Annotated in this window: 17 protein-coding genes; 10 read left to right on the top strand and 7 right to left on the bottom strand. The window is 64.2% G+C overall.

Features of this window, described 5'->3' with window-relative positions; translation table 11 throughout:
• Nucleotides 1-117 precede the first annotated feature (117 nt).
• The 5 genes from METLW4_RS0121685 to METLW4_RS28800 all read right to left on the bottom strand — a co-directional run bounded on the left by METLW4_RS0121685 (nt 118) and on the right by METLW4_RS28800 (nt 5,552).
• The gene (locus METLW4_RS0121685; RefSeq protein ID WP_157235574.1) at nt 118-1,215 is read right to left on the bottom strand and encodes a fatty acid desaturase; all 1,098 of its coding nucleotides are present in this window, start codon (nt 1,213-1,215) and stop codon (nt 118-120) included.
• A gap of 257 nt (nt 1,216-1,472) precedes the next feature.
• Nucleotides 1,473-2,810: a type VI secretion system baseplate subunit TssK gene (tssK, locus tag METLW4_RS0121690; RefSeq protein ID WP_018268339.1), complete on the bottom strand. Its 1,338-nt coding sequence runs from the start codon at nt 2,808-2,810 to the stop codon at nt 1,473-1,475.
• A gap of 176 nt (nt 2,811-2,986) precedes the next feature.
• Nucleotides 2,987-3,553 carry a DUF6931 family protein gene (locus METLW4_RS25730; protein WP_018268340.1) on the bottom strand — a complete coding sequence of 189 codons (567 nt, stop codon included), beginning with the start codon at nt 3,551-3,553 and terminating at the stop codon, nt 2,987-2,989.
• A gap of 12 nt (nt 3,554-3,565) precedes the next feature.
• A complete protein-coding gene (locus METLW4_RS28795) occupies nt 3,566-4,549 on the bottom strand; it encodes a type VI secretion system tip protein TssI/VgrG (protein WP_083919355.1) in 984 nt (327 codons plus the stop codon).
• Nucleotides 4,503-5,552, bottom strand: a complete 1,050-nt coding sequence (locus METLW4_RS28800) for a type VI secretion system Vgr family protein (protein WP_018268342.1) — start codon at nt 5,550-5,552, stop codon at nt 4,503-4,505. The genes METLW4_RS28795 and METLW4_RS28800 overlap by 47 nt, the downstream gene beginning before the upstream one ends.
• A gap of 160 nt (nt 5,553-5,712) precedes the next feature.
• Here METLW4_RS28800 and METLW4_RS0121705 point away from each other — a divergent pair, with 160 nt between their 5' ends.
• From METLW4_RS0121705 to tssH, 9 genes are all read left to right on the top strand, one after another.
• Nucleotides 5,713-7,134, top strand: coding sequence for a type VI secretion system protein TssA (locus METLW4_RS0121705; protein ID WP_018268343.1), 1,422 nt, complete (start codon nt 5,713-5,715; stop codon nt 7,132-7,134).
• Between the two features lie 206 nt (nt 7,135-7,340).
• Nucleotides 7,341-7,844 carry a type VI secretion system contractile sheath small subunit gene (gene tssB / locus METLW4_RS0121710; RefSeq protein ID WP_018268344.1) on the top strand — a complete coding sequence of 168 codons (504 nt, stop codon included), beginning with the start codon at nt 7,341-7,343 and terminating at the stop codon, nt 7,842-7,844.
• Between the two features lie 55 nt (nt 7,845-7,899).
• Entirely contained in the window at nt 7,900-9,393 is a 1,494-nt protein-coding gene (gene tssC / locus METLW4_RS0121715) for a type VI secretion system contractile sheath large subunit (RefSeq protein ID WP_018268345.1), read from the top strand.
• A gap of 114 nt (nt 9,394-9,507) precedes the next feature.
• Nucleotides 9,508-10,014: an Hcp family type VI secretion system effector gene (locus METLW4_RS0121720; RefSeq protein WP_018268346.1), complete on the top strand. Its 507-nt coding sequence runs from the start codon at nt 9,508-9,510 to the stop codon at nt 10,012-10,014.
• Between the two features lie 83 nt (nt 10,015-10,097).
• Nucleotides 10,098-10,580: a type VI secretion system tube protein Hcp gene (locus tag METLW4_RS0121725; protein WP_018268347.1), complete on the top strand. Its 483-nt coding sequence runs from the start codon at nt 10,098-10,100 to the stop codon at nt 10,578-10,580.
• Between the two features lie 86 nt (nt 10,581-10,666).
• A complete protein-coding gene (tssE, locus tag METLW4_RS0121730; protein WP_157235576.1) occupies nt 10,667-11,131 on the top strand; it encodes a type VI secretion system baseplate subunit TssE in 465 nt (154 codons plus the stop codon).
• A gap of 4 nt (nt 11,132-11,135) precedes the next feature.
• Complete coding sequence (gene tssF, locus METLW4_RS0121735; RefSeq protein WP_018268349.1) at nt 11,136-13,079, top strand: type VI secretion system baseplate subunit TssF; 1,944 nt, start codon at nt 11,136-11,138, stop codon at nt 13,077-13,079.
• Nucleotides 13,076-14,191: a type VI secretion system baseplate subunit TssG gene (tssG, locus tag METLW4_RS25745; protein ID WP_245258519.1), complete on the top strand. Its 1,116-nt coding sequence runs from the start codon at nt 13,076-13,078 to the stop codon at nt 14,189-14,191. Before tssF ends, tssG begins: the two co-directional genes overlap by 4 nt.
• A complete protein-coding gene (gene tssH, locus METLW4_RS0121745) occupies nt 14,188-16,812 on the top strand; it encodes a type VI secretion system ATPase TssH (RefSeq protein WP_018268351.1) in 2,625 nt (874 codons plus the stop codon). Before tssG ends, tssH begins: the two co-directional genes overlap by 4 nt.
• Nucleotides 16,813-16,832: 20 nt before the next feature.
• Here the strand turns inward: tssH and METLW4_RS27190 are convergent, their stop codons facing one another.
• Both METLW4_RS27190 and METLW4_RS25755 read right to left on the bottom strand, forming a co-directional pair.
• Nucleotides 16,833-24,347, bottom strand: coding sequence for a hybrid non-ribosomal peptide synthetase/type I polyketide synthase (locus METLW4_RS27190; RefSeq protein ID WP_026191724.1), 7,515 nt, complete (start codon nt 24,345-24,347; stop codon nt 16,833-16,835).
• 16 nt (nt 24,348-24,363) lie between these two features.
• The gene (locus tag METLW4_RS25755; protein WP_018268352.1) at nt 24,364-25,152 is read right to left on the bottom strand and encodes a thioesterase II family protein; all 789 of its coding nucleotides are present in this window, start codon (nt 25,150-25,152) and stop codon (nt 24,364-24,366) included.
• Between the two features lie 401 nt (nt 25,153-25,553).
• Between METLW4_RS25755 and METLW4_RS0121760 the strand changes: the two genes are divergently transcribed.
• The gene (locus METLW4_RS0121760; RefSeq protein WP_018268353.1) at nt 25,554-26,708 is read left to right on the top strand and encodes a Rieske 2Fe-2S domain-containing protein; all 1,155 of its coding nucleotides are present in this window, start codon (nt 25,554-25,556) and stop codon (nt 26,706-26,708) included.
• Nucleotides 26,709-26,740 lie beyond the last annotated feature (32 nt).

Raw genomic sequence — 26,740 nt, forward strand, 5'->3', positions numbered from 1 at the left:
CCCCTTTCGGATCAGCGGCTTTCCGCCCGCCGCCGACGAAAAAGGCGCTATCCGAGCCGTCAGGATCGGATAGCGCCCTCGATTTCTCTTCCCCGAAGCGGAAAAAAGCCTAACGCCTCACGCCCAAGCGGCCTCGCCCAGCGTGGACAGCACAGCGCGCATCGCCTCGCGATTGCTGAGCGTGACATAGGCGTAGCCACACTCCTCCATCGCCGCTCTCGTCGCCTCGCGCATTTTCGTCAAGCGACGGCGAGACAGGCTGGGGAACATATGGTGCTCGATCTGGCTGTTGAGGCCGCCGGTCAGCCAATCGAGCAAGGGCGAGCTCGGCGTGTTGCGCGTCGCGCGCGCCTGCCGGTCATAGAAACCCTTCGATTCCTTCGCGTCATAGACTTCCATGCCCGTATGGTTGAGCACGAAGACGAAGGCGAGGATGAAGCCGCCGAGAAGCTGGGCGCCGAGGAACCAGAGCCAGCCGGTCCAGGCCGGCCCCGGCGTCAGCAGTCCCGCGAGCGCGAAGCCCGACACCCAATGGGCGACGCAGAGCGACGCTTCCCACCATTGCTTGTTCTTGGCCGCGACCTCTATGCTCTGCCAGCTCCAGTTGAAGCGCGCGACCGAGAGGATCGGGAAGAACAGCGGAACCTGAAAGCGCGGCAGAAAGAAAGACAGCGCGCGCCCCAGCCCGGCGCGGCGCGCCTTGTCATTGTATGGCGCGAGCGACTTGTCCCAGACCAGCCAAGGAGGCGAGTCGATGTCGCCGTCGATCGGCGTGCGGCTGCCATCCTCCTCGACGCGGCAGGCGTTCGGGAAGGCATGGTGAAGCTCGTGCTTCTCGACCCACCATGTCGAGCCGAAGCCCTGAGCCAGCGCGATCAGCCGCAGCTTCAGGCGCGCCTTCATCTCGCCACGAGGCCCCCACTGGCTATGCGCGACGTCATGCCCGAGATAGGCCGTCCTCGGATAATGCATCGCGAGAACGAGCATTCCGACCACCGCGGTGAGGCCGCCCTGCGCGAGCAGAGCGAAAGCGAGGGCAGGAGCCGCCACCAGCTCCAGGCAGCGAAGCGCTTGTTCCCAAAAGGGCACGCTGTAATAGCCCTGCTCATGCGCCCAGGCCCGCAAAGCAGCGATACGCTGGGCCAGGCCTTTCGCGTCCGGGGCGCCGTCTGGAGCGTCGAGGGTAGCCGGACTTGCTTGTTGTTGTTGGTTCAATGGAATACCCGGGTAGCACGCTCGGCTACAGTCTGAGGCCGCAGCCTCTGCCTATCGGGCGAAGACAGGGCTTTTGTCAAATTTCTTTCATCGGAGAAGGGGAGGATCGGCGTCGAAAATCGGCCCATCCAGCGCCTCTTGATGCTGGAAAAACCGTTGCTTCGAGAATTTTATATCGTAAGCCGCAATAGTCTGGCTCGAGATGGCTGGACGAGCCCTGCCCAGGGCTGTAGCGGAAACCGCCGCCGAGCGGCCGCTCACCGCGCCTCCTCCGCGATCGCCCATAGCTCGAGCTCGAGCTCCGGCCAGTCGCCGGAAAAATGCAGCCCGATCGAGGCGGCGACGGAGAACTCCCGCCAGAGCGGCGAATGACGATCCAGATAGAAATAGACATGATGCGAGATCGTGCGAATTTGGCCGGGCGGGGTCGGCATATGCACGAGCGAAATTCCCGGCAGATTGGCGTAGACGATATCGTTCATCCGATTATTCGGCCCGACCTTCAGCAGCTGCGGCAAGAGCTGCGCGATCTCCGACGGCGGCCGATTGCTCGCCACTTCCAGCACCAGCGTCGCATTGCCGAGCAGCGCGCGGTCACGGATCGGCGAGATATAGACATTGGGCGCGCGCTGAACCAGCTCCAGCCGCCGTGCGCGCCGGCTGGTCCGGGCGCTCAGAAAATCCTGCAGATCCCGCAGAATCGGCTCGAAGACATTTTCGAGATCATCGTGATCATAGGGCGGATAGACTCGGCTGCGGCGCTCCTGCGAGCAGAATGTCGCAAGCTCGCCGGCGAGCGAGACGAGCGATGTGTAGAGCCGCTCGGGATGCGTATAGCCCGACTGCCGCAAATGGCGCAGCAAGGGCGCGGCGCGATTGAGCGTCTGCAGCAAAAGATAATCGGCGCTCTGCATGCCGCCGCCGGAAGACGGATCCGCGGCATAGCGCGCCAGCTCCTCGAGCTTGCCGTCCACGCAGCCGATCACGCGATCGATCCATCCGATCACGACGCTATGCGCCGCGCAGACGAGCAGCGGCGGCGCGAAATTGGGATCGAATATGACGACCTTGTCGCGTATCTCCAAAATACGCGCCACGGCGAGGCAATCATATCCCGGCTTCGGACGGCGGGCGAGCTCCAGCTCGAGACGCAGATGCGCGACGTCGATCTCCTCCTCGTCGCGCATCTCGGCGACCGAGTCGATGATCGTCTCGACGCCCTCGATGAAACGGCTCGCCACATCTTTCGCGCGATAATCGACCTCGCGCGAATTAGGCGAGGCGTTGGGCAAGGTCAGCCAAACGGTGAGGCCCGCCGCCTTCGCCGGCGCTTCGATAGAGGCGGGCGCCGGACCTTCGCCCGGAATATCGAAGGGCGTTCCGTCCGGCATCACGCCCGCCGCCTTTCGCAGCGCGATCTTGCTCTGCTGCGCGAGATCGGAGTCGATCTCGAGCTGCGCAAATCCCCAAGGATAGGGGCTGGAATGCCGCGTGCGGCTCTCGATGACACGCTCGAGATAGCGATCATTCTGCTGGAGATGATGCGGCCGCAAGAAAAGACCTTCCCGCCACACGACTTTGCTGCGCCACGACATGTTTCTCATCCCCTCGCATGCGCGGGCCGCCTCGTCTCGCCGCTGCGCGCACGTCGCGAAGACCCGCCGTTTCTCCTGACGAATCTTCTACCCGAGCAGAAGCGCGGTCTCGGTGAGAAAACCCACAGCGCTCCGCATGCCGCAGTCGACTTCCGCGCGCGCTGTCGCCTGCGCTCCTATCGAGCGATCTGCGCGAGGCGCAGAGCCTCTTCCAGCCAATGATGCAGAGCCTCCTCCCGCGCCGACGGCGCGAGACGGCCCGCCGCCATCATCAAGGCGCCGCGAACGCAGCCCGCCGTCAGTCCCGGATCGACGACGAACGCGACCGCCTCCAAACGACCGCTCGAAGGCAGCCAGAGGCTCGGACCGCAATAAGCGGCCGCATAAGCGACGCTCGTCGCAGGCGTCGGCCGTACGGCGCGGCGCGCGACATCGAACGCCTGCGCGCGCAACCGCTCCTCCGGCTGGCGAACCCAGGCCTCCGCCGCATCGAGCGCATGGGAATCGAGCGCGGCGGCCGCCGACTGGGCGGCGCGCAAATTCTGGCACGCCCACCACACCGCTCTACGACGCTCGAGCCAATAGGCGCAAAACGCCACCGCTTCCCGAATTTGCCGAGCGCGTCGCAGCCTCGCGAGAAATTCGAGCGGCGCCTCGCTTGTCGGCGCCACGCCGATCTCACGCGCCGCGGCCGGGTAAGCCGCAAACAGATCATATGCGGCGCCGAATCTTTCCCGGGTCATCTCGCGCCTCCCTCAAGCGACCGGCGCCACGACGCCGACCGCCGTCAAAGGCCCGGGAACCTGCATTGGACCCACGGCGTTGATAACGCCGGGCCCAACGGTGAAAGTCGCACCGCCAGCTTCCAGAACGATCGACACGCCCGCGACCAGCGTGATCGTCGCCCCAGCCATGATCGTGACCTCGCCACCCGCTTCGATCGTGATCGCGCCCCCCGCCTGCGTCGTCTGCTCGCCGCCGACGTTCACACTCTGATTGGCGCCCACTGTCGTCTTGTCGCTCAACGCGATCGTCGCCTCGCGACTCATGCCGACAGTGAGCTTGTCCTCGCTCGCGATCGTGACCTTGCGATCGCCGCTCATGACATCGAGCTCATCGTCCCCCATCTTGATCGTCGTCTTGCGCGACGATTGCCCGACCGGCGTCTCGAAACGCGCGCCGATCTCCCGCGTCTCCCCATGCTCGATCACAGATTCGAGATCGCGCTCCGCGTGCAGCCGGATCTTCTCCGCCAGCTTCGCATCCTCGAACATCAGCTCATTATACCCGCTCCCACCGGCCGAGCTGTTCGACTTCACGCCCGACTGCGTCTTATTCCCGGGGAGATCGTAAGGAAGCCCATTGTCCCCGTTGTACACGGCCCCGACGATCAACGGCCGATCTGGATCGCCCTCGAGAAATTCGACGACGACCTCCATTCCGACCCGCGGAATAAATTGCCCGCCCCATTTCGCGCCCGCCCACATTTGCGCGACGCGCACCCAGCAGGAGCGCAGATCGTCGCGATCCCAATAAAAGCGCACCATGACGCGGCCATAGCCATCGTCATCGACGTCGATCTCCTCGCTTTCCTTGCCTTTGCGCGCAACGACCTTGGCCGTCTGCGGACCGTGAATCATCGGCTTCGGCGTCGCCAGCGGCGCACGAAAAGGCCGATCGCTCGGATGCAGCTCATAAGAGCCCTGATAGGGCCGCGCATCCGCGCGCGCCGGAACGATAGGCTTCCGCTACAAAGCGATGCGCGCAGCGCGCGATCAAATATTCCTTGTTCTCTTCATCTGTCGGATGCCACGTCACGCTCACGAGGGCGCCGGGAAAAAAATCCGCCGCATCGCCATCCGCGAAGCGCCGATAATCGGCCGCCTGCGCAGCCTCCAGCCTTATTCGAGCATAATGCTTGCCGATGTCGCGCTGCTCGTATTTTCCGGGATAGTCGTAATATTCGAGCGTCGACTTGTCGTAGCGCTCGGTGGCGTTCGCCTCGCCGGACATATCGGCGTTCGGCGCCACAAAATTATAATCGCGCAGCGTCACCTTGCCGGTCTGCAGCTTGCGATTGGACGACCATCCATAGAGACGTCGCGCCTTCGCATGAATGGAGCCGAACTCTTTGCTCGCATATTCGATCGTCGACGCGCTCGACAGCTTGCGATGGGAAGACGCCGAATCGGCGAGCACGAGCTTTGCTCCATCCTCGTCATGCTCGAAGAAATAATAGACGCCATGCTGCTCCATGAGCCGCGACACGAAAGCGAAGTCGCTCTCCCTATATTGCACACAATAATCGAGGCGCGGAAAATCGCCCGACAGAGCCTTGCGAAAGTCGATCTCGCGCTTGCGTAGCACATCCTCGATGATCTCGATCGCGGTCTTTCGATGCCAAATCGCGCAATTGCTCGTACGTGTCAGCAGCCACAGCGACGGCCGCAGCACGAAACGATAGGCGAACAGATCGCCGCGCCGCCCGATCGCCTCGGCCTCGGTCGCGATCCCGCTGAAATGCCGCGCTCCACCCTGGCTCGCACGCAGGCCGACGCTGCACGAGCGCCCGAGCGCCTGGTCGAAATCGATCGTCGGCTCCCGAGAGAGCGCGAGCACGCGAAACTCGAAAAGCTCGCTCAGCCCCTCTGTCCCTTCGAAGCTCTCGACGACCAAAGCCCCGTCGCCGAACGGCGACTTGAAAGCGGCGAGACGCTTCTGCTGATCGAGACGACTGTCCATTGCGATCCACTCCTTGCCGCCAGCGTTCACGCCGGCGCGCTTCCTCGACGCAAGCTACCCACCCCCGAGGATTCTGGGCTGTGGCATAGGCCACATCGCGCGCGCCATCGGCGCATGAAAAAGAAGCGAGAGACAACGCGAGCATAGAGTGAGCGGAAACATGACCAAAATCGACTTCGCCGCGGCGATCGCGCCACTGTCGCCGGAAGCCCCATGCGGCCCCGATCTCGACCTAGAAGGAGACGACGACTATTTGAACTTCGTCGCCGTCGCCGAGGGATTGCTTCCGACAGAATATTTCCGTGACGGCGAAGCTTTCGACGCCTCACAACCGGCAATGCTCGCGCATTTCGATCAGATCGACGCTCTCATGCATCGAACGCGCGACATACGCCTATTCTGCCTCGCCGCGCGCTTCGCCATTCTGCGCCGCGACTATGAGCAGTTCGTCGGCGCCGTCCACGCCATCGCCGAATTGCTCGGCGCCTATTGGGAAGAGACTCACCCTTGCGCCGAGAACGGCTCGTTCGCGCTTCGCGCCGCCGCCCTCGGACCGTTGAACGAGTCGACCGTCCTCTTTCCGCTCCAATACATGCCGCTCTGCGAGGACCGCCGCTTCGGCGTGATCCATTATCGCGCCCAAATGTGCGCGATCGGCGAAGCCAAGCCCAGGGAAGGCGAGCCCATTCTCTCATCGCTATCCATCTCGCAGGCCTTCCGAGATTGCGAAAATGAACGTCTCATCGCCAAACGGCGCCTCATCGACCGCCTCGCCGACGCGCTGGAGACGATCAACGGCTGCTTCGGCCGAATGTGCGGCTTCGACAAGACCCCGCGACTCGACAAAATCCACGCGACCGTCGCTGGAATGCGCGCCTTGCTCGCGGAGGCGGCCGGCGACGCGCCGAAAGACGACGCCCATAGCGCCGACGCGCCGCACGACCCTCGACATCGCGCCGACTGCCGCATCGGCGCTCCTACGCATGCGCGCCGCGCTCTCGACGCCGCTATGGATTATTTTCGACGACACGAGCCTTCCAGTCCGGTGCTGCCGCTGGTCGCCAAGGCCCGCGACATACAGGGCAAATCTCTCGCCGAAGTGCTCGAATCTCTCGTGCCCCGGCATGCTTCCGACGCCGAATATGAAATCGGCGACCAGAAATTCTTCGCGCTGCCGCTCGATCTTTTGACCCGAGTCACCCCACCCGCCGAAGGATATTGCGAAGATTCCGACTCCGAGATCGACGCCGCGCCGCACATACCGACAAACGAAGAAGACGAGGAACATAGCGATCCGCATTGCGACGACGAGAGTGAACCCGGGACCGACAAGCACTATGAAGCAGATCCTCCCTTCACGCCCTCGCCTCACATCCCGCCCGAACCGATATTCCACGCGGCGACGCGCGCCGAAGCGATGCAGCTGCTCGACGAGACGTCGCGCTATTTCCAGATCGCAGAGCCTTCGAGCCCTATCCCCTGGCTGATCGCCAGCGCGAAAAAGCTCGCGGAAAAGGACTTCCTCAGCCTTCTCGGCGAGCTGCTGAGAGAACGCGCGCTCAATGACCGCAACGCCGAATAGAGGCCGCGCAGAACTCGCGGAGCGCCAAAGCTCGCCTTGTGACTTTAGTCACCGCCAAAAGCGCTCCCTTCCCGCATTTTGCGCTCAGGACAAATCGCCGGCCGACGTGAAGCCGCGACGACGACAAACGCTCCGTCCTGAAAGCCCCGGAATCACCGGGTCGATGCGCGCAGCCGCGAACATCGCACCAACGCGAGGACCGAAAAATGACCAGACAAAGCAATAGCGGACAGAAGTTCATCAGCCGCAATCGCCCGCCGCGGGTGCAGATCACCTACGCCAATCCCACGAATTCCGAAGAGAAAATCGAGCTGCCTTTCGTGATGGGGGTGATGGCCGATCTCTCCGGCAATGCGCCGAGCACGCCGAAGGACGACATGACGCAGCGAAAATTCCTCGAATTCGACATGGACAATTTCGACCAGCGCATGGCCGCCGTGGCGCCCGGCCTCTCATTGCGGGTCGACAACAAGCTCGGCGACGAGCCGGGCGAAAAGCTCGCCGTCAACCTTCGCTTCGAGACGATGGCCGACTTCAATCCGGCGTCCATCGCCGCGCAGACGCCCGCACTCGAGAAGCTGCTCGAGGCGCGCACCCAGCTCGCCAATCTGCTGCGCTACATGGACGGAAAGGCCGCCGCCGAGGAGCAGCTGCGCAAGCTGCTCAAAGACCAGAAGCTGATGGCCGATCTGCGCGATAGCCGCGCGTGATCCAATTCGCCGACTAGATTTCCACAACCAGATTTCCGCACGAAACGAGGATCACATGTCCCAGGAACAGGAAATTCTTCACCACTCCGAGCCCTCCCAAATCGTCATCGCCGACGATTTTTCCGAGGTGCTCAAGCAGAGCTTCAAGCCGCGCACGGAACGCGCCGAGACCGAAGTCCAGAATGCCGTCTCGACGCTGATCAAAGAAGCGCTCGCCGACACGGCCGTCATCAAGGACGATGTCGTCGAGACGATCGAAGGAATCATCGCCGCGATCGACGAAAAGCTCACCTCGCAGATCAACGCGGTCTTGCACGACCCGGAATTTCAGAAGCTCGAATCCGCCTGGCGCGGCCTGCATCACCTCGTCTATCATTCGGAGACCGACGCCACGTTGAAGATTCGCGTGATCAATGCGTCGAAGGAGGAGCTCTATCGCCATCTTCGCCAATATCCAGCCGCCGCCTGGGACCAGAGCCCGCTCTTCAAGAAAGTCTACGAGGAGGAATATGGGCAGCTCGGCGGCCGTCCTTATGGCTGTCTTATCGGCGACTATTATTTCTCGCACCGCGCGACCGACGTGCAGCTGCTCCGCGATCTTTCGAAGATCGCCGCTTCCGCGCATGCGCCCTTCATTGCGGCCGCCGACCCGACGCTGATGGGCATGGACAGCTGGACCGAGCTGTCCAACCCGCGCGATCTCTCCAAGGTCTTCGACACGCCCGAATATGCCGCATGGAAAGGCTTGCGCGATTCGGACGACGCAAAATACATCGGCCTCTGCCTGCCCCGCGTGCTCGCGCGCCAGCCCTATGGCGCGAAATCCGAGCCTGTGCCGCAATTCGCATTCGAGGAGGAGACCGACGGACATTCGGGCGAAAACTATGCGTGGATGAACGCCGCCTATGCGATGGCGTCGAATATCAATCGCGCCTTCAAGGAATATGGCTGGTGCACGCGCATTCGCGGCGTCGAATCCGGTGGCGAAGTCGAAAATCTCCCTACCCACACATTTCCGACCGACGATGGCGGGGTCGATTTGAAATGCCCTACGGAAATCGCGATCAGCGACCGCCGTGAAGCCGAGCTCGCGAAGTCCGGCCTCATTCCGTTGATCCACCGCAAGAACACCGATCGCGCGGCCTTCATCGGCGCACAGTCTCTGTTCAAGCCGAAGGCCTATCAGAATGATCCAGAGGCGACCGCATCGAGCAATCTCGCCTCTCGCCTTCCCTACATGTTCGCGGTGAGCCGCTTTGCGCATTATCTGAAATGCATGGTGCGCGACAAGATCGGCTCATATCGCGAGAAGGAGCAGCTCGAGCGCTGGCTGCACAATTGGATCCAAGACTATGTCGACGGCGATCCGACCAATTCGACCGAGGACGTGAAGGCGCGCCGTCCTCTCGCCGGCGCATCGATCTCGATCGTGCCGAATGAGGAAAACCCCGGCTATTACTCCGCCACATTCGAGCTGCGCCCGCATTATCAGCTCGAAGGCATGGATATCGGCCTTCGCCTCGTTTCACGCTTGCCGACTGGCAAGTAAGACGCGCGCACGCATTGTGGCTTCCGCCACATCATCCAAAGCGCATTTTCTTCAATGTAGAGCCATCGTCGAGATCGACGAGACCCAGCTAAGCAAAACCGAAAGGAACTCCATATGTCTTCAAATGCTTTTCTCCACATTTCCGGCATCAAGGGCGAGTCGAAGGCCGAATACGCCGAGCTGAGCCCGAAGGGCGAATGGATCGATATCCTCGATGTGAACTTCAACATGCACAATCATTCGAGTTCCAGCTATGGCGGCGGCTCTGGCGTCGGCAAGGCCGACTTCGGCGCCATCTCCTTCGTCAAGCGCTACGACAAATCCTCTCCCGGCCTCATGCACTTCTGCGCGGTCGGCAAGCATATTCCGAAGGTGCAGGTGAAGCTTTTCAAATCCTCCGGCGACAAGGAGCCGCTGGACTATATCACGATCGTGATGGAGCAGTGCTTCATCACCAGCGTTGTTCCTTCCGGCCTCACTACCGGCGAAGGAATGGAGGCGCTCGGCCTCACCTTCGCGAAGTTCGACCTCTCCTACAATGAGCAGGACGGCGACGGAAAGAAGGTCAAGGGCGGCCAGTTCGCTTGGGACCTCAAGGCGCTGCAAGGCAAGGCAAGCTGACCGACGACCATGCGACGAGCCGCTGCGCGATCAGCCTCGCGCAGCGGCGACGACGAAATCGAAAATCGCCGCGGAGCATTTCCATGAGCTCGACCAATTACACATTGCAGATCGACAGCGTTCGTGGCGAAGCCAGGCGCGGCGGAAAGGACGATCTCATAGAAATCCTCGGCTTCGAATATGCGACGGCCGCCAATCATTTCCAAGGCGAGCCCGGCCATAAGCGAAGGAGCTATTCGAATGTGCGCTTCCGCAAGGTCGTCGATCGAGCGAGCGTCACCATACAGCAGATGCTCGCGCAGAACACCAAGGTGCGTAAGGCGACGCTCAGCCTGACGAAGGGAGGCGGCGAGCCCCTCGTCTATTACACGCTCGTTCTCAAGGATGCGTATTTCGTCTCCTACAAGATTTGCGGCGAGGACGCCGCCGACGAATTCGCGGCGCTGCCGAAGGAGGAATTCGAGATCAGCTATCGCCGTCTCGAGGTCGAATATGAGGCCCAAGACGACAGGGGTCTGAAAGACGGCGCCGTTTCCTTCGCCGACGATATTGCGAGCAATGACTGAGGGAGACGGACATGGCGGAATCGCTGCGAAACAGGGTCGAGTCTTCATTGATGCATTGCTTTCGGGCCGCGCATGCGGCGAAAGATATGCGGACCAATCCCGCCGTCGGCGCGTGGCGGCCTACGCCGACGACCTCACGCGGCGGGCGCCGGGTCGCAATCACCGAATCGGCCCTCAAGGACGAAGTCGCCCAGCACGTCGAAGCCCTGCTCAATTGCGTCGCAGTCGATTCGACGATCGATCTCGAGCGGTTTCCGCGGGCTCGACGCTCGGTCTTGAATTACGGCTTTCCCAGCATCGCGCGGCGGACGATAGACGAGCTGGAGCGCTCGGGTCTCGAATCGGAGATCGAAAGGACCTTGCGCAGCTACGAGCCGCGGCTGATCGCCGCGACGCTGCAAGTGACGCGAGATCGACGCGTCGATCCCGCCGAACTCACGATTCGCTACGTCGTTCATGCAGAGCTCGCGAGCAATCCGCTGCCGCTTCCCATGGAATTCATCGCCGATGTCGAAGTCACGACCGGCAAGATCCAAATTCAGCAGAGGTGACGCTATGAACCGCGAATTCCTCGATCTCTACGATCGTGAACTCCATATCCTGTACGAACATGGTCGAGATTTTGCGGAAGAATACCCGGGCGTCGCGTCGCGCCTCGGCGGCCTCACCCGCGAATCCATGGATCCATCGATCGCGGGCCTGTTCGAGGGCTCGGCGTTTCTCGCCGCGCGCGTTCAGCTGAAGTTGAAGCACGAGTTTCCCGAATTTATCGGCAATCTCTTGGAGCAGCTGGTTCCGAATTTTTTGGCGCCCACGCCGTCCATCTTCCTTGCGCAGATTTGTCCGCCTTTCGGCGACCCCGCTCTGAAAGAGGGGCGTGTGATCGCGCGTGGGACCAATGTGGACGCCGCTCATATCGAGCGCGACCGAGAAGTCTCTTGCCGATACAAGCTCACAGCGCCTGTCGAACTCTGGCCATTCGATATCAGCGACGCGGAGTATTGCCAATCAGCGGCGCCGCTGGTCGCGCTCGGCGTGAAGCCCGGACCGGAAACTGTCGCCGGAATGAAGCTGACCTTGAACATGCGTTCGGCCGCCGCCACCCGCGACGGCGACAGAGCCTCCCAAGACATGTTTTCGTCGTGTCTGGTGGAACATTTGCCAATTCATTTCTGCGGCGCGGAGGCCGAATCGGTCGGCCTTTATGAGCAGATGTTCGCGCATTGCACCGGCGTATGGCTTCGCTGCCTCGATGACACCGGCGAGCCGATCGTAATGTCGCTAGGGCGCGAGGCCGTCGGCGACATCGGCTTCGACGACGATGAGGAGCTGATCCCATCGGATGATCGAATTTTCCGCGGATTCGAGCTGCTGCGCGAATATTTCGCCTTTCCGCAAAAGTTCCTGGGATTTGATCTTCGCGGTCTGCGACGCGGGATGACGCGAATGGCGGCGAGCTCGATCAGCGTGATCTTCGGCTTCGATGAGGTCAATCCGCAGCTGGCCGCCGCAGTGCGTGCGCAGATGTTTTCGCTATTCAGCGCGCCTGCAGTCAATCTGTTCGAGATGACGACGGATCGAATCCGCATTCGCACAAATCAGCATGAGCATCAGATCCTGCCGGACCGAAGCAAGCCGCTCGACTTCGAGCCCTATCGAATCCTCGATGTCTTCGCCTATATGTCGGGCGGAGGAGAGAAGCGGCGGGTGCGTCCGCTCTACGCCGCGACGGCCGACGACGCGTCGACGTCCGATCCGAGCTACACGATACGAAGACGCCCGCGGCGGCGGTCGGAAGACGAGAAACGACGCGGCGTGGCGTCCAATTACACGGGCTCCGACGTATTTATCTCCATCAACGAGCCCGCCTCGCTCACCACGGGAGGCGAAATCGCTGAGCTCGGCATTCGCGCCTTATGCTCGAACCGGCATCTTCCCGAGCATCTGCCGGTCGGGACCGGCAAGACAGATTTTCGCCTATCGGACGACATGTCGCTCGACGTCGCATGCGTCGCCGGGCCGACCGCGCCGCGTGATGCGATCGTTTCGCAGGTCAAGAGCCGCACCGAATCGGCTTACGCCGGCGTCGTCGCATGGCGTCTCTTGAACATGCTCAGCCTCAACTATCTGGGCGTCACCGCACATGGCGGCGGCAAGAATGCGTCGGCGCTTCGAGAAATGCTCGCGACATTCGCCGACGCCGCGGACAGCTCGATCGAGAAGCGGCTGCGTGGAATCCGATCCGTGGAGAGCCGGCAGATCGTGCGCCGCTTGCGTCGCGCCAGAGGCGTCGGGACAGCGCTCGGGATCGAGATCACGGTCACAGTCGACGACAAGGCGTTCGAAGGATCGGGCGCATTTCTGCTCGGCGCCGTGCTGGATCGATTTTTCCCGGCCTATGCAGGAATGAACAGCTTCACGCAGCTGGTGATGCAGACCAGCGAGCGCGGCGAGATCAAGCGTTGGCCGGCGCGAATCGGCTCGCGGAGGCTGGCGTGACCTATCTGGAGTATTTGGAAGCCGAGCCCTGGCGAGTCGATTTCTTCGAGATGATGCGTCGTATCGAACGCTCGCTCGGAGAAGCGTCGGGTGAAGCGGAGGCCAGGCCGCGGATCGGCGACAGCGCGTCTCGCAGGGAAGAGACGATCGAAATCGACGGCAAGGCGGTCGCGCTGTCGTTCGGGCAGGATCCATGGATGAGCTTTCCCGGCTCGAATGTCGCGCGCGTCGAATGGCGGGAACGCGCGCCGAACGCGGACGGAGAGCGGGAGGCGACGGAGCGCAGCGAGCGGCTGCACATCGTGCTCAAATTCCTCGGCATGCTCGGCCCACAGGGCGCATTGCCTCTTTCCGTCACAGAGGAGGCGCATGGCTGGTCATTGCAGCGGGACCCGTCTTTCCCGCACTTCTTGGATATTTTCAACAATCGCTTCCTGCAGCTCTTCTATCGCGCCTGGGCCGATTCTCGGGCCATTGTTCAGCACGATCGACCAGATTGCGATCGCTTCCGCGATTATGTGAATTCGACCATCGGCGTCGGAACGCGGCCCTTTCGCGAGCTCGCCGCGACGCCGAAAGGCATCTCCGCCTATGCCGGTCTTCTGGGCTCGCGGACGAAATCCGGCGAACGGCTCGCGGGCGCCATTCGCGGATTGTTCGCGGTGGACGTCGAGATCGAGCAGCTCGTCGGCGGCTGGCTCACGATCGAGGAAAGCGAACGCAGCAGGCTCGGACGCAAGAGCTGTAGCTTGGGCGGCGATGTAATGCTCGGCGCGTCATCCTTCGAGCTCGATCACAAATTCCGAATTCGAATTTTCGTTGAAGATATGAATCGCTATCGCGACTTTCTGCCGGGAGGTGAGGATTGCCACAGACTGAGTGACCTCCTTTTCTTTTATATCGGCGAGGAAATGGAATGGGACGTCGAAATTTCTCTTCCGGCGACACAGACGACTCCGATTGCGCTCGGGCGTGCGGGGGAACTCGGCTGGACCAGCTGGATTGCGCCGAACCGCACGACTGCCGAGCGACGCTGCGACGCCCATTTCAATCCGGCTAAGCGCGCGCCGCGAAGCGGCGGACTCGTTGATTTGAAGGAGGGGTGGAAATGACAGAGATCAGCCTGGAGACCGTGACCGGCAAGCTCAATCGCGTCGGCTATGACGCATTCATGCGCTCCTTACGACAGGCGAAGCAGGCCGGGCATCGCAATGTGGAGCTCGCGCATTGGCTGTTGCATCTTCTGCAGAGCGAAGGAAGCGATTTCGATCTCACGGTCGACCGCTTCGCGCTGGACCGGACCAGGCTGTCGAGCGATCTGGAACGCGTCATCGGCTCGTTTCGCATCGACGAGACACAAATGCCGGGCGTCGCCAACAATGTTATCGACGCGCTGGATCGCGGCTGGCACTTCGCCACTCTGCTCTTCGGTGAGACTCAAATTCGAAGCGGCCATCTACTGACGGCGCTTTTGAAGACGCCGGAGCTTCGCCGCGCTCTGCGGTCGCTGTCGAGGGAGTTCGACAAGATCGGAGACGAGGCTCTGATGCAGGAGGCCAATAGGATTTGGGCCGGATCGCAAGAGGAGAATCTTCGGCCGCTGGACGGCGCCGGGCCTGTCGCCAAAGGCGCGCGCGAGGCAAAGGGCGCACATACGGCGCTCGATCGCTTCGCTCAGGACCTGACGGAAAGGGCCCGCAGCGGCGAGCTCGATCCTGTGCTCGGACGCGACGACGAAATTCGTCAGGTCATCGACGTGCTCATGCGACGTAGGCAGAACAATCCTATTCTGGTCGGCGAGGCGGGCGTCGGCAAGACGGCGATCGCGGAAGGATTTGCACAACGCATCGTCGCCGGCGTCGTGCCTCCGGCCCTGCGCGACATTCGCCTGCTGTCGCTCGATATCGGCCTTCTGCAAGCCGGCGCCGCGATGAAGGGAGAGTTCGAGCAGCGGCTTCGGTCCGTCATCGACGAGGCGCAATCTTCGCCGACGCCGGTGATCCTGTTCATCGACGAGGCGCATACGCTGATCGGCGCCGGCGGCCAAAATGGCGTCGGCGACGCCGCCGATCTGCTGAAGCCGGCGCTGGCGCGCGGCGCCTTGCGCATGCTCGCTGCGACGACCTTTGCGGAATATCGGCGCCATATCGAAAAGGATCCGGCGCTGTCTCGACGCTTTCAGCCGGTCGATGTCGACGAGCCTTCCGTCGAGCGCTGTATCGAGATGCTGCGCGCCATGGTGAAGCCGATGGAGCGGCACCACAATGTCCGCGTCTCCGAGAATGCGATCAGAGCGGCGACCAAGCTGTCGCAGCGCTACATTCCGGCGCGCAAGCTTCCCGACAAGGCCGTCAGCCTTCTCGACACGGCCTGCGCGCGCGCGGCGATCTCGCAGAATGCGATGCCTGCGCACATAGAAGATGCGCGCGCCATGATCGCAGCCTTGGAGAGCGAGCGTGCGGCGATCATGATCAATAGTGACATCGAGGCGCTGGACGAGCGCCGCCTGCATGAAGTGGAAGGGGAGATATCGTCCGCGCAGGAAAAGCTCGCCGAGCTCGAATTGCGTTGGACGCGCGAACGTGGCCTCATCGACGATATTCGCCGATTGCGGGAGGAGGCGGCCTCCGCCGATCCCGCGCATCGGCGAGCTCTGCGCGAGCAGATCGACGCCAAGGCGGAGGCGCTGGAGACGACGAGTCCAGAGGGGCGCATGATCTACGCGCATGTCGACGAGCAATGCGTCGCCTCTGTCGTGTCGGATTGGACCGGCGTTCCCGTCGGACGCATGGTGACGGATGAGATTGAGACGGTCCTTCATTTGACAGATATTTTGAACAAGCGCGTCGTCGGACAGACGCACGGTCTGCGGTCGATCGCAAAGCGCATCGAAACGAGCCGTGCGCGATTGGACAATCCCGATAAGCCGATCGGCGTGTTCATGCTCGTCGGTCCGTCGGGCGTCGGCAAGACGGAGACCGCGCTCGCGCTCGCGGAGGCGCTCTATGGCGGCGAGCAGAATGTCATCGCCATCAACATGTCGGAATTTCAAGAACCGCATAGCGTGGCGACGCTCAAAGGGGCGCCTCCCGGCTATGTGGGCTTCGGCGAAGGCGGTCGCCTGACGGAAGCCGTGCGCCGCAAGCCCTATAGCGTCATTCTGCTCGACGAGATCGAGAAAGCGCATCCCGACGTTCACGAGATTTTCTTTCAAGTCTTCGACAAGGGCCAGATGGAGGACGGCGCGGGTCGGCGCATCGATTTTCGGAACACTCTCATCATTCTGACGTCCAATGTCGGAACCGATCTGCTGATGCGGCTCGGCGCCGATCCCGCCTTCGCCAATGATGCGGATGGGCTCGCGCAGGCGCTGCAGCCGGAGCTGCTGCGCGTGTTTCCGCCGCCGCTGCTCGGCCGCATCGTGACCGTGCCTTACTTCCCGCTCTCTCGGCAAATGCTCGCCGGAATCGCGCGCTTGCAATTGGATCGCATCGGCAAGCGGGTGACGGAGGGCTATCGCGCGGCCTTCACCTATGACGATACAGTGGTGGACCACATTGTCGAGCAATGCCGCGATCCCGACTCGGGCGGGCGGATGATCGATAATATCGTCACCAACACGCTATTGCCGGCTCTATCCCGCGAGTTCTTGAAAAAAGCGCTGGCCAAGCAGGAATTGGCGCTTGTCGCCGTGGGGGTCCGAGATGGCGCATTCGAATATTCTTGCGCATGAACGGTCCGGCGGCGCGCTTGTCAGCCCGGCGCGAGCGCGTGAATGACGCGCTCGGCGAGCCGCTCGATCGTGTCGCGCTCGAACAGGCTCGTCGCATAGATGAGGCTGCCCTTGATCTCGCCGTCGTCCAAGGAGACGGAGAGGGTGAGCGGGCGGCGCACCGCGACACGGTCCGCGAAAGCGCGCGACAACGTCAGCCCTGAGAATTGGACATTCTGCGGCGGCGCGTCCTCGATCACCAGCGCCACATCGCCGAGCCGCTCGGCGTCCGGGCCGTGGTCCTCGCGCAGCGCCGATAAGATGTCGCGCCACGGCGCGTTCTGATTGGCGAGAGCCCCGAGCGTCGCCTCGCGCACACGCGGCAGCAGCTCGTCCAGCGCGTCGCCGGGCCGCTCTAAGCGCAGCGGCAGAGCGTTCATGAAGGGTCCAAGCATGCGATGCGTCGCCGCATGATGGCGCAGCGAGACCGGAATTGTCAGCGCGAGCGCATCATCCGAGGCGCGCTCCGCGAGAGCGCCGGCAAAGGCCGCGGTCAAGGTCATGGCGAGAGTGGCCCGCTCTTTCGCCGCGAGCGCCTCGGCGGCGTCGACGGCCGCCTGCGGAAAATCGAAACGGAAGACGCCGCCTTGGGGCACGAGGGCGCCTTCCGCGCGGGGCAGATCGCACCGGATCGGCGCGGGCAGGCCGCTCGCGAACAGCCGCCGGAAATAGGCGGTCTGGCCGCTGCGCAGCTCCGGCGTCAGCCATTGCCGCTCCCACAGCGCGTAATCGACGTAGGAGAGCGAGCGATCGAGAAGCGGAAACAGCTCCATGCCCTCGAGCCCATTGGCGTAGAGCGTGCCGATCTCGCCGAGCAGCATACGGACAGTGGCGCCATCGGCCAGCGAGCGATGACAGCGCAGCCGCAGCAGCCGCTCGCCATCGGCGATCCGCTGCAGCGAGACGCGGATCGCGGGCCGGCTGTCATCTGCGCTTGTAGGCTCCAAAGGATCGGGCGCGTCCTCGGGATCGAGCAGCGTCACCTCGGGCGGCGCGTCGACGATCCGCTGCAGCACGCCGCCATCGGCCATGTGCTCGAGGATGGTGCGCAGAATGGCGTGACGACGGAAGGCTTCCCTTATGCTCTCGATCTGTCGCGCTTCGTCGAGCGGGCCGAGAATGCGCACGCCGACATCGATCCAATGCCCTGGCGCGCCGGGAGACGCCTGCTCCGCCGCGAGGGCGCCGAGCTGGGCGAGCGAGGCCGGCGCGACGGCGCCTGCGGGCGCTGCGACGAATTCCGGCAGAGCGACGGCGGCGCCGCGCCGCGCGCCGTCGAGCCGGGCGGCGAGCGCGGCGAGAGTCTGATCCTCGAAAATGGCGCCGAGCGGCAGCTCCACGCCGAGGCTCTGATGAATGCGCGCGCGCAATTGCGCCGCCAGAATGGAATGACCGCCGAGCAGAAAGAAGCTGTCATCGGCGCCGACGCGCTCGAGCTTCAGCAGGTCGCGCCAGATCTCGGCGAGGCGTTCCTCGTCCTCGGTCCGCGGCGCGACGAAAGCCGTGTCGCGCGCTGCGTCGCGCGGCGGCGGCGGCAAGGCGGCGCGATCGAGCTTGCCATTCGCCGTCAGCGGCATTTTGTCGAGCGTCACGAAGGCGGACGGAATCATATGTTCGGGCAGAAGACGGCGTAGATGATTGCGCAGCGCCTGCGCATTCGGCGCCGGCCCGTCGAAGGTCATATAGGCCGCGAGCCGCGCCTCGCCGTCCATGTCATAAGGCGTGACCGCCGCCGCGCGCATGCGCGGATGGTCGAGCAATGCGCGCTCGATCTCGCCGGGCTCGATGCGGACGCCGCGAATCTTCACCTGCTGGTCGTCGCGGCCGATATAGGCGAGAACGCCATCCTCCTCCCGCCGCACAATGTCGCCGGTCGCATAGATGCGCTGTGTGGTCTCGCCATCGTCGAAGTCGAAAAAACGCTCTTGCGTCAGTGCCGCATCGCCGAGATAACGCAGCGCGAGGCATGGCCCGCCGATGTGCAATTGTCCGGGAACGCCGATCGGCGTAATCCGCTTCTGCGCATCGAGCACGACCAGCCGCACATTGGCGCGCTTCCGTCCGATCGGCACGATCGCCTGCGCATCGGCGCCCGCGCCCGGCCCCACCTCATGCAGGCTGACGATTCCGGCCGTCTCGGTCTGGCCATATTGATTGACCCAGCGCAATTCGTCGCCGACGAAGGCGCGCCAATCGCGCACGAGCGACTGGCGCAACGGCTCGCTCGCGGTGAGCTGCAAGCGCAGCTCATTATCGAGCAGCGTTGCGCGCGCGGTCTCCGGCAGGCTCGCGAGCGCATCGGCGACCTGCCTCAGAACAGAGGGCACCAGATCGATGATCGTCGCCTTTGACGCGCGCACGCGCTCCAGCAGAGCGAAGGGATCGCGCCGCTCGTCGTCGCTGGCGATGACGATGCGCGCGCCGGCGGCGAGCGGCGCCAATATCTGCCGCATGGAGGAGGAGAATGCGCTCGACGCCGTATGCAGAAAGGCGTCGGATGCGACGATTCCCAGCTCCGCGCGAAGAGTCTGCGCATATTCGGCGACGGCGCCATGCGATATCATCACGCCTTTGGGCCGACCCGTCGAGCCCGAGGTGAAGACGATATAGGCGGGGTCCGAAGGCGCGGCCAAAGTCTCGAGCGGCGCGTCCGACTGGCGCGCGACATCGGCGTCGAAAGGCGCAGAGATGTCGAGCGCGACATTCGCCTCGGCGAGCATATGGGCGATGCGTTCCCGCGGATAGGATTCGTCGATCGGGACATAGACGGCGCCCGCCTTCATCGCGCCGAGCAATCCGACGATCATATCGACCTTGCGCCCCGTGCGCATGGCGACCGCATCGCCGGGGCGAATTCCCTTCGCACGCAGCCAGCGCGCGAGGCGCCGCGCGGCGAATTGCAGCTCGGCGTAAGTGAGGCGGCGCTCGCCATCCTCGCAAGCGATATGATCGGCGCGCGCGGCGGCGACGGATTCGAGCAGCTCCGCCACAGTGAGCGGGCCTGGCGGCGGAGCCTCCGTGGGCGCGCGGCTCGCGGCGCGCTCTTCCGGCGTCAGCAGCGGCAGCGTGGAAAGGCGCCGCGACGGATCTGCGAGAACGCCGTCGAGCGCGGCGAGGAAATGCCGCAGCAGCCGCTCTATGCGCGGCGCGTCGAAGAGATCGGTCGAATATTCGACATGGCCGGCCATCGCAGCGTCGTCGAAGATGGTGAAGGTGAGATCGCGCTTGGCCGTCTGCGTGTCGATCTCCTGCACGTCGATCTCGAGGCCGGGCACTGCGGGCGGCTGCAGCCCGCCCTGCAGCAGCAATTGCACGCGATAGAGCGGATTGCGCGAGCCGTCGCGCTCCCGCTCGACAGCGTTGACCACATGATCGAAGGGCGCGTCCTGATGCGCCATCGCAGCTTGAACGCGCGCGCCGAGGCGGGCGATCAGCGTGCGCATATCGGGGTCGCCGTCGAGGACGACGCGCACCGGCAGCGCGTTGACGAAAAGGCCGATCAATCCTTCGATCTCGAGCCGGCCGCGATTGGCGCTCATCGCGCCAACGATGAATTCGTCCTGGCCGCCGTGACGTTGCAGCACGGCGGCGAGCGCGGCGAGCAGCGGCGAGAACAAGGTCACGCCCTCCGCCTGCGCCAGAGCGCGCAGCGCCCTTGCGCGCTCGGCGCCGAGCGCGAAGCGAAGGCGGCGGCCGCGAAAGCTCGGCGTGCGCGGCGGCGGCCTGTCGGTCGGCAGCGCCAACGGCGCGACGCCGGACAGCTCCGCCTTCCAAAATTCGAGCAGCTCTCCAAGAGTCTCGCCGGCGAGCCAGTCGCGCTGCCAAGCGGCGTAATCGGCATATTGAATCGGCAATTCGGGAAGCGGCCAGGGCTCGCCCGTCTCGAATGCGCGATAGATGGCGGAAAGCTCTCGTAGCAGCACGGCGAAGGACCAGCCGTCGGTGATGATGTGATGCATCGTCACCAGCAGAATATGATGCGTCTCGTCGAAGCGCAGAAGACGCGCACGAAACAAAGGCGGCTGGGCGAGATCGAATGGCGCGCCGGCCTCGCGCCGCGCCCATTCGGCGGCCTCCTCCTCGTCGCGCACGGTCTCGACGGGCAGCGGAACATGCAGCGATGCGACGATCTGCGGCTGCGCGACGCCGCGCTCGCTGCGAAACGACGTGCGCAACGACTCGTGCCGCGCGACGATGGCGTCGAGGCTGCGCTGCATCACAGCGGCGTCGAGCGCGCCGCGAATACGCACGGCGGCGGCGATATTATAGGCGCTCGAGCCCGGCGCCAGCTCATGCAGGAACCACAGCGCCTCCTGATTGAAGGAGAGCGGCAGAGGCGAGCCGTCGCGCGGGCGTCGCGTCATCGGCGGCTGGCGCTTGGCGGCGGCGCCACGCTGCTCTTCCCACCAATCGAGGAGGCGCGTCGCGAGCGTGGCGACATCGGGACTCTCGATGAAGAGCGCCACCGGAATGGCCGCGCCGAGCGCCGCCTGCAAGCGGCCGCGCAGCTCCATTGCAGTCAGCGAATCCATGCCGAGCGCGGCGAAGCCCGCATGCGGATCGACATCCTCGGCGCTCATATGCAGCGCATGGCCGATCTCCGCCTTCAGACGCGCGACCACGAGACCGCGCCGCTCCTCTTGCGGCGCCTCGACGAGCCAGGAATCCGCGGAGGGAGCCTCTGCGGACGACGCATCCGCGGAAGAAACATCCGCGGAAGAAGCTTTCTCGCCGGAGCCGGTGAAGGAATGCGCGTCCCGCCGCACGGACTGGAACCAGAAGCGCTTTCGCTGAAACGGATATTTGGGAAGATCGACCTTGCTGCGCCGCCACGGCGCATCGACGGCGAGAAAGTCGATGCGCGCGCCGGCCGCATAGAGCTGGCCGAGCGCTTCCTCTATCTGGCGCGCATCCGAGACGTCGCGGCGCAGCGAGGCGACCGCCTGCGGCGTCGGCCGCCCCTCCGGCCAGGCGCGCAGCGCCATTGCGGCGAGCACCGGCTGCGGACCGACCTCGAGCAAAACGCGGCAACCCAGCTCGCTGAGCGTCTGCGCGCTCTGCGCGAAGCGCACCGGCTCGCGCGAATGGCGCCGCCAATATTGGGCGTCCAATCGCGCCGGCGCGGCGAGCGGCTTGCCCGTGCGATTGCAGATCAGCGTGCGCGTCGGCGCCTCGAAAGGCGTCTCTCCGGCGAAACGCTCGAAGGCGTCGAGCGCCGGCTCCAGCAGCTCGGAATGAAAGGCGTGCGAGGTCTCGAGCTCTTCCGTGCGGCCGCCTTCGCCACGAAATATTTCCGCCAGCGCGCGCACATCCTGCCGCGGACCGCTGACGACGATATGCGCGCCATTATAGGCCGCGATCGAAACATGCGGGAAAGAGGCGAGCCGCGCCTCGACGGCGGCGGCGTCGGCGAAGATCGCCGCCATCAGCCCGCCCGCCGGCAAGGCGCCGAATAATCTCCCGCGCTCGGCGAGCAGACGCGCGCCATCCTCGAGCGTGAAGACGCCGGCCACGCAGGCGGCCGCGTATTGGCCGACGCTATGGCCCAGAACCACATCCGGCGCAGCGCCCCAGCTTCGCCACAGATTTGCGAGGCCCATCTCCAGCGCGAATAGCGCCGGTTGTGCATAAGAAGTGTGATTGACGGCGCCGTCCTCGGCGAACATCACGTCGAGCAGCGGGCGCGGCAGAATATCGGCGATCGCCGCCGCGCATTGGTCGAGCGTCTCCTTGAAGAGCGGCTGCGTCTCATAGAGCGCGCGGCCCATGCCCGAATATTGGCCGCCTTGTCCAGTGAAGAGCCAGGCGGTCTTCGGCGGATCGGCGGCAAAGCCGGCGTAGGCTCCCGCAGAAGCCCGCCCGTCGGCGAACGCCTCCAACAGACGCGCGGCCTCGGCGCCGTCCTCAGCGACGATCGCTGCGCGATGCTCGAGATGCGAGCGGCAGACGCCTGCCGAATGGCAGACGTCGGCGAATGCGCTCGCCGAGGGCAGCGTCTCGACGCGCTGGACATAGGACCGCGCCAGCGCCTTCAGCGCCGGAACGCTGCGCGCCGACAAGGGCAACATATGCCAGGGGCGTTCGGCCCGAGGCGAAGCCGCCTCACGCGCGATTTCGGGGCGCGCCGGCGCCTCCTCGAGGATCACATGGGCGTTGGTGCCGGAAAAGCCGAAGGAGCTGACGCTGGCGCGCCGCTTGCGCTCGGAGCGCGGCCAGGGGCGCGCCTCCGCAACGACCTTCAGCGGCAACCGCTTCCACGGAATAAGCGGAGAGGGCGTGCGAAAATGCAGATGCTCGGGCAGCAGCTCGTTCTCCAGCGCCTGCGTCACCTTGATGACGCCGGCGACGCCGGCGGCCGCTTCGAGATGGCCGATATTCGTCTTCACCGAGCCGATGAGCAGCGGCCTGTCCGGCGCGCGGCCGGGGCCGAGCGCGGCGGCGGCGGCCTGCGCCTCGATCGGATCGCCGAGCGATGTGCCGGTGCCATGCGCCTCGAGATAATCGACATCGGCGGGCGTGAGCCCGGCCTGATCCAGCGCCGCGCGGATGACGCGCTGCTGCGCGCGGCCGCTCGGCACGGTGAGGCCGCCCGAGGAGCCGTCCTGATTGACGGCGCCGCCGCGCAGCACGGCGCGGATGCGGTCGCCGTCGCGCAGCGCGTCGCTGAGGCGCTTGAGCACGATGACGCCGCAGCCTTCGCCGCGCACATAGCCGTCGGCGCCGGCGTCGAAAGTCTTGCACTTGCCGTCCGGCGCCAGCATGCGCGCACGCGACATGCTGATCATCAGCGCCGGCGTGAGAATGGCGTTGACGCCGCCGGCGAGCGCGAGATCGCATTCGCGCAATCGCAGCGCCTGGCAGGCTTGATGGATCGCCACCAGCGAGGAGCTGCAAGCCGTGTCGACCGTCACCGCCGGACCCTCGAGCCCGAGCCGATAGCTGATGCGTCCGACGCCGGCCGCGGGCGATGTCCCTGTCGCGTAATAGGCGTCTATGGCCTCGGGCGTCATATTGTCGATGAGCAGGCCGAGATATTCATGCGTGCTGACGCCCATCCAGACGCCGGCGCGCGCGCCCTCCAGCTCCGAGGCGGCGACGCCCGCATGTTCCAGCGCGCGCCAGCTCGTCTCCAGCAGCAGACGGTGCTGTGGGTCCATGCAGGACGCCTCGCGCGGCGCGACGCCGAAGAATTGCGCGTCGAAATCGTCGATGCTGTCCAAGAGTCCGGCGCGGCGCGTCACTGTTTTTCCCGGCGCGTCGGGGTTGGCGTCATAGACGGCTGCGGCGTCCCAACGGGAGAGCGGCGCCTCGCCGACGCCTTCGCGCCCATCCCGCAGCAGCTCCCAAAAGGCTTCGGCGTCCGCGCCGCCGGGAAAGCGCGCCTCATAGCCGATGATCGCGATGGGCTCGCGCGTCGCGCCTTCGAGCTCGGCCACGCGGCGACGCAAAGTCTCCAGAGCGACGATCGCTTTTTTCTTGAACTCGAGCTCGCTCATTTCGGGTCTCGCGCTTTTATTGCGTCGTGGCCGCGAGCGTCTCGCAGCAGGCCGTGACGATCTCCATCAGCGCCCGCTGTCCGGCCGCCGGGCGAAAATAGAAGTGATCGCCCGCGACGAGGCGCCGCTCGAAGCCGCCGCCGGCATGCTGCTCCCAGGCGTCGAGTTCGGCCGCCGACACGAGCGGATCGCCATCGCCGCCTACGACCGTCAGCGGGCAGGAGAGCGGCGGACGCTCGGTCCAGTCATACGTCTCGTTGATGAAGAGATCGGCCTGCAGCGCGCGACCGATCATCTCGACATAATCGGGCTGCTCGAGCAGAGCCACTGGAATATTGCCGTGCAGCTTCGCGACGCGAAACACGACGTCGCGCGGCGGAAGATGCGACACGCGCTCCGCCCGCGAGGGCAGATGCGGCGGGACGCGGCCCGAGGCGAGGAAGCGCAGGCGCTCCGGCGCCGCGCGGCGCTCCGCCAGCAGGCGCTGGACGATCTCGTAAGCGAGCAGCGCGCCGAAGCTGTGTCCGAAAATCAGCAGCGGCCGATCGGCGAACGCCGCGACCGCCTCGGCGAGCGGCGCCGCGAGAGCGTCCAGCGCGCGCGCCGGCTCCTCGCGCAGCCGCTGCTCACGACCCGGCAGCGAGGCGGCGTAGAGATTTGCGCGGCCGCGCAATGGCGCGATCCAGGGCCAAAAGCCCGTCATGCCGCCGCCCGCGGGCGGGAAGCAGATCATTGTCACTAAAGAGTGATCGTCTGCGGACATACGCTTGAGCCAATCGAGCGAGGCGAGGGTCGGCTCGTTCATGCGGCGCCGCGCGTGATCGCGATGTGATGCAGCGCACACCGCATTTCGGCGGCGCCTGCTATGGAAGTAGACATAGAAGACGTCTCGATAGAATCCGACAGGTCGCGCAATGAAACCACCCGCGCTTTTGATTGTAAGAGCAATATTTCGCATCGCAGCGCGCCGCCGCCGCGCTTGGCCGCCTTTGCTTTTTACGCTACAGTCCAAAGGGATGCAACGCCATCCATGGGTTGCGAACGTCGATAGGACGACCTATTGGTCGTTCGTTACGGTCGGCGCCGAAGGGAACGCCGGATAGCCTCCGTGCTACTTCGGCGTTTCGCGCAGATGCGCGACGAGATTATTTCGCGTCGAAAGACGCCGAGCTTTTTTGTCGAAAACGATCGCTGGGAAGATGTAGAATGAGCGGATCGACGCATGTCGACTTCGAGCACACGGGCCCCGGGCTTCCGGCTGGCGAATTGCTGCGGCGCTATTGGCAGCCGGCCTTCGTCTCCGAAGAGCTTCCGGTCGCGCATCCGAAGCCTCTGAAAATTCTGGGCGAGGAGCTCACCCTCTATCGGGGTGAGGACAAGGTGGCGCGCATCATCGACGGACGTTGCCCGCATCGCGGGCTCGTGATGTCGGTCGGCAAGGTGGAGGGCGACAGCATTCGCTGCCGCTATCACGGCTGGAAGATCGACCCGACCGGCCAATGCGTCGAGCAGCCCTTCGAGCCCAAGAGCTTCGCGGCAAAGGTGCGCGTGCGCAGCTATCCGGTGGAGGAATATTTCGGCCTGATCTGGGTCTATCTCGGCCCCGCGCCGACGCCGCCGCTCCCGCGTTGGCCCTCGCTCGAGCAATGCGGCTATTTCCACGTCGTCGAATTGCGCAAGTGGAACTATTTCCACGATCTCGAGAACACGGTCGACGATGTGCACCAGCGCTGGGTGCATGCCGAGGGCATTTATCAGGACGCCGCCAACGCCGGGCAGATTCCCGCCGCCACGGCGCTCGAGACCGAATACGGCCTCATGCAATACACATCCTTTCCCAACGGCTATTTGCGCAAGCTCGCGCTCTTCATGCCGAACATGCTCTATTTCACCTCCGGCGCCGGCATGCTGCGCGGATTCAAGAGCTTCTTGTGGAATGTGCCGGTCGATGACGTCAGCCACAAAATGTTCTTCCTCCTCGTCGCGGCGCATTTGTCGCCGGAGGATGGACGCGACGTCGCCGAGGGCGTGCGCTCGGGCATGCGCTATGTCGCCTCCTCCTTGCCGCCCGTCGAGCAGGTGATCCAATCCGTGCTCTCCGGCGAGAAGCGCTGGGAAGACATAGAATCGCGGCCGGATCTCCTGCTCATCGAGGACGGAATCGTCCTCGTGGGCCAAGGAATCATTCCCGATCGCTCGAAAAATCGGCTCGGCGCCTCCGACGCGGCAATCATTTTGCTGAGGAAGCTCTATACGCGGGAAATGTCTCGTATCGAGAAGGGGGAGCAGCCGACGGCCTTTCCCGGACCGGACGAGCAGCTGCTCGCGCAGATCGATGAATTTCAGGCCGAGCCTGCGTGAGCGGGGAGTCAAAAAGCGGGCGTCGGCTTTTC

The organism is Methylosinus sp. LW4 (assembly GCF_000379125.1).
Lineage (GTDB): Bacteria > Pseudomonadota > Alphaproteobacteria > Rhizobiales > Beijerinckiaceae > Methylosinus.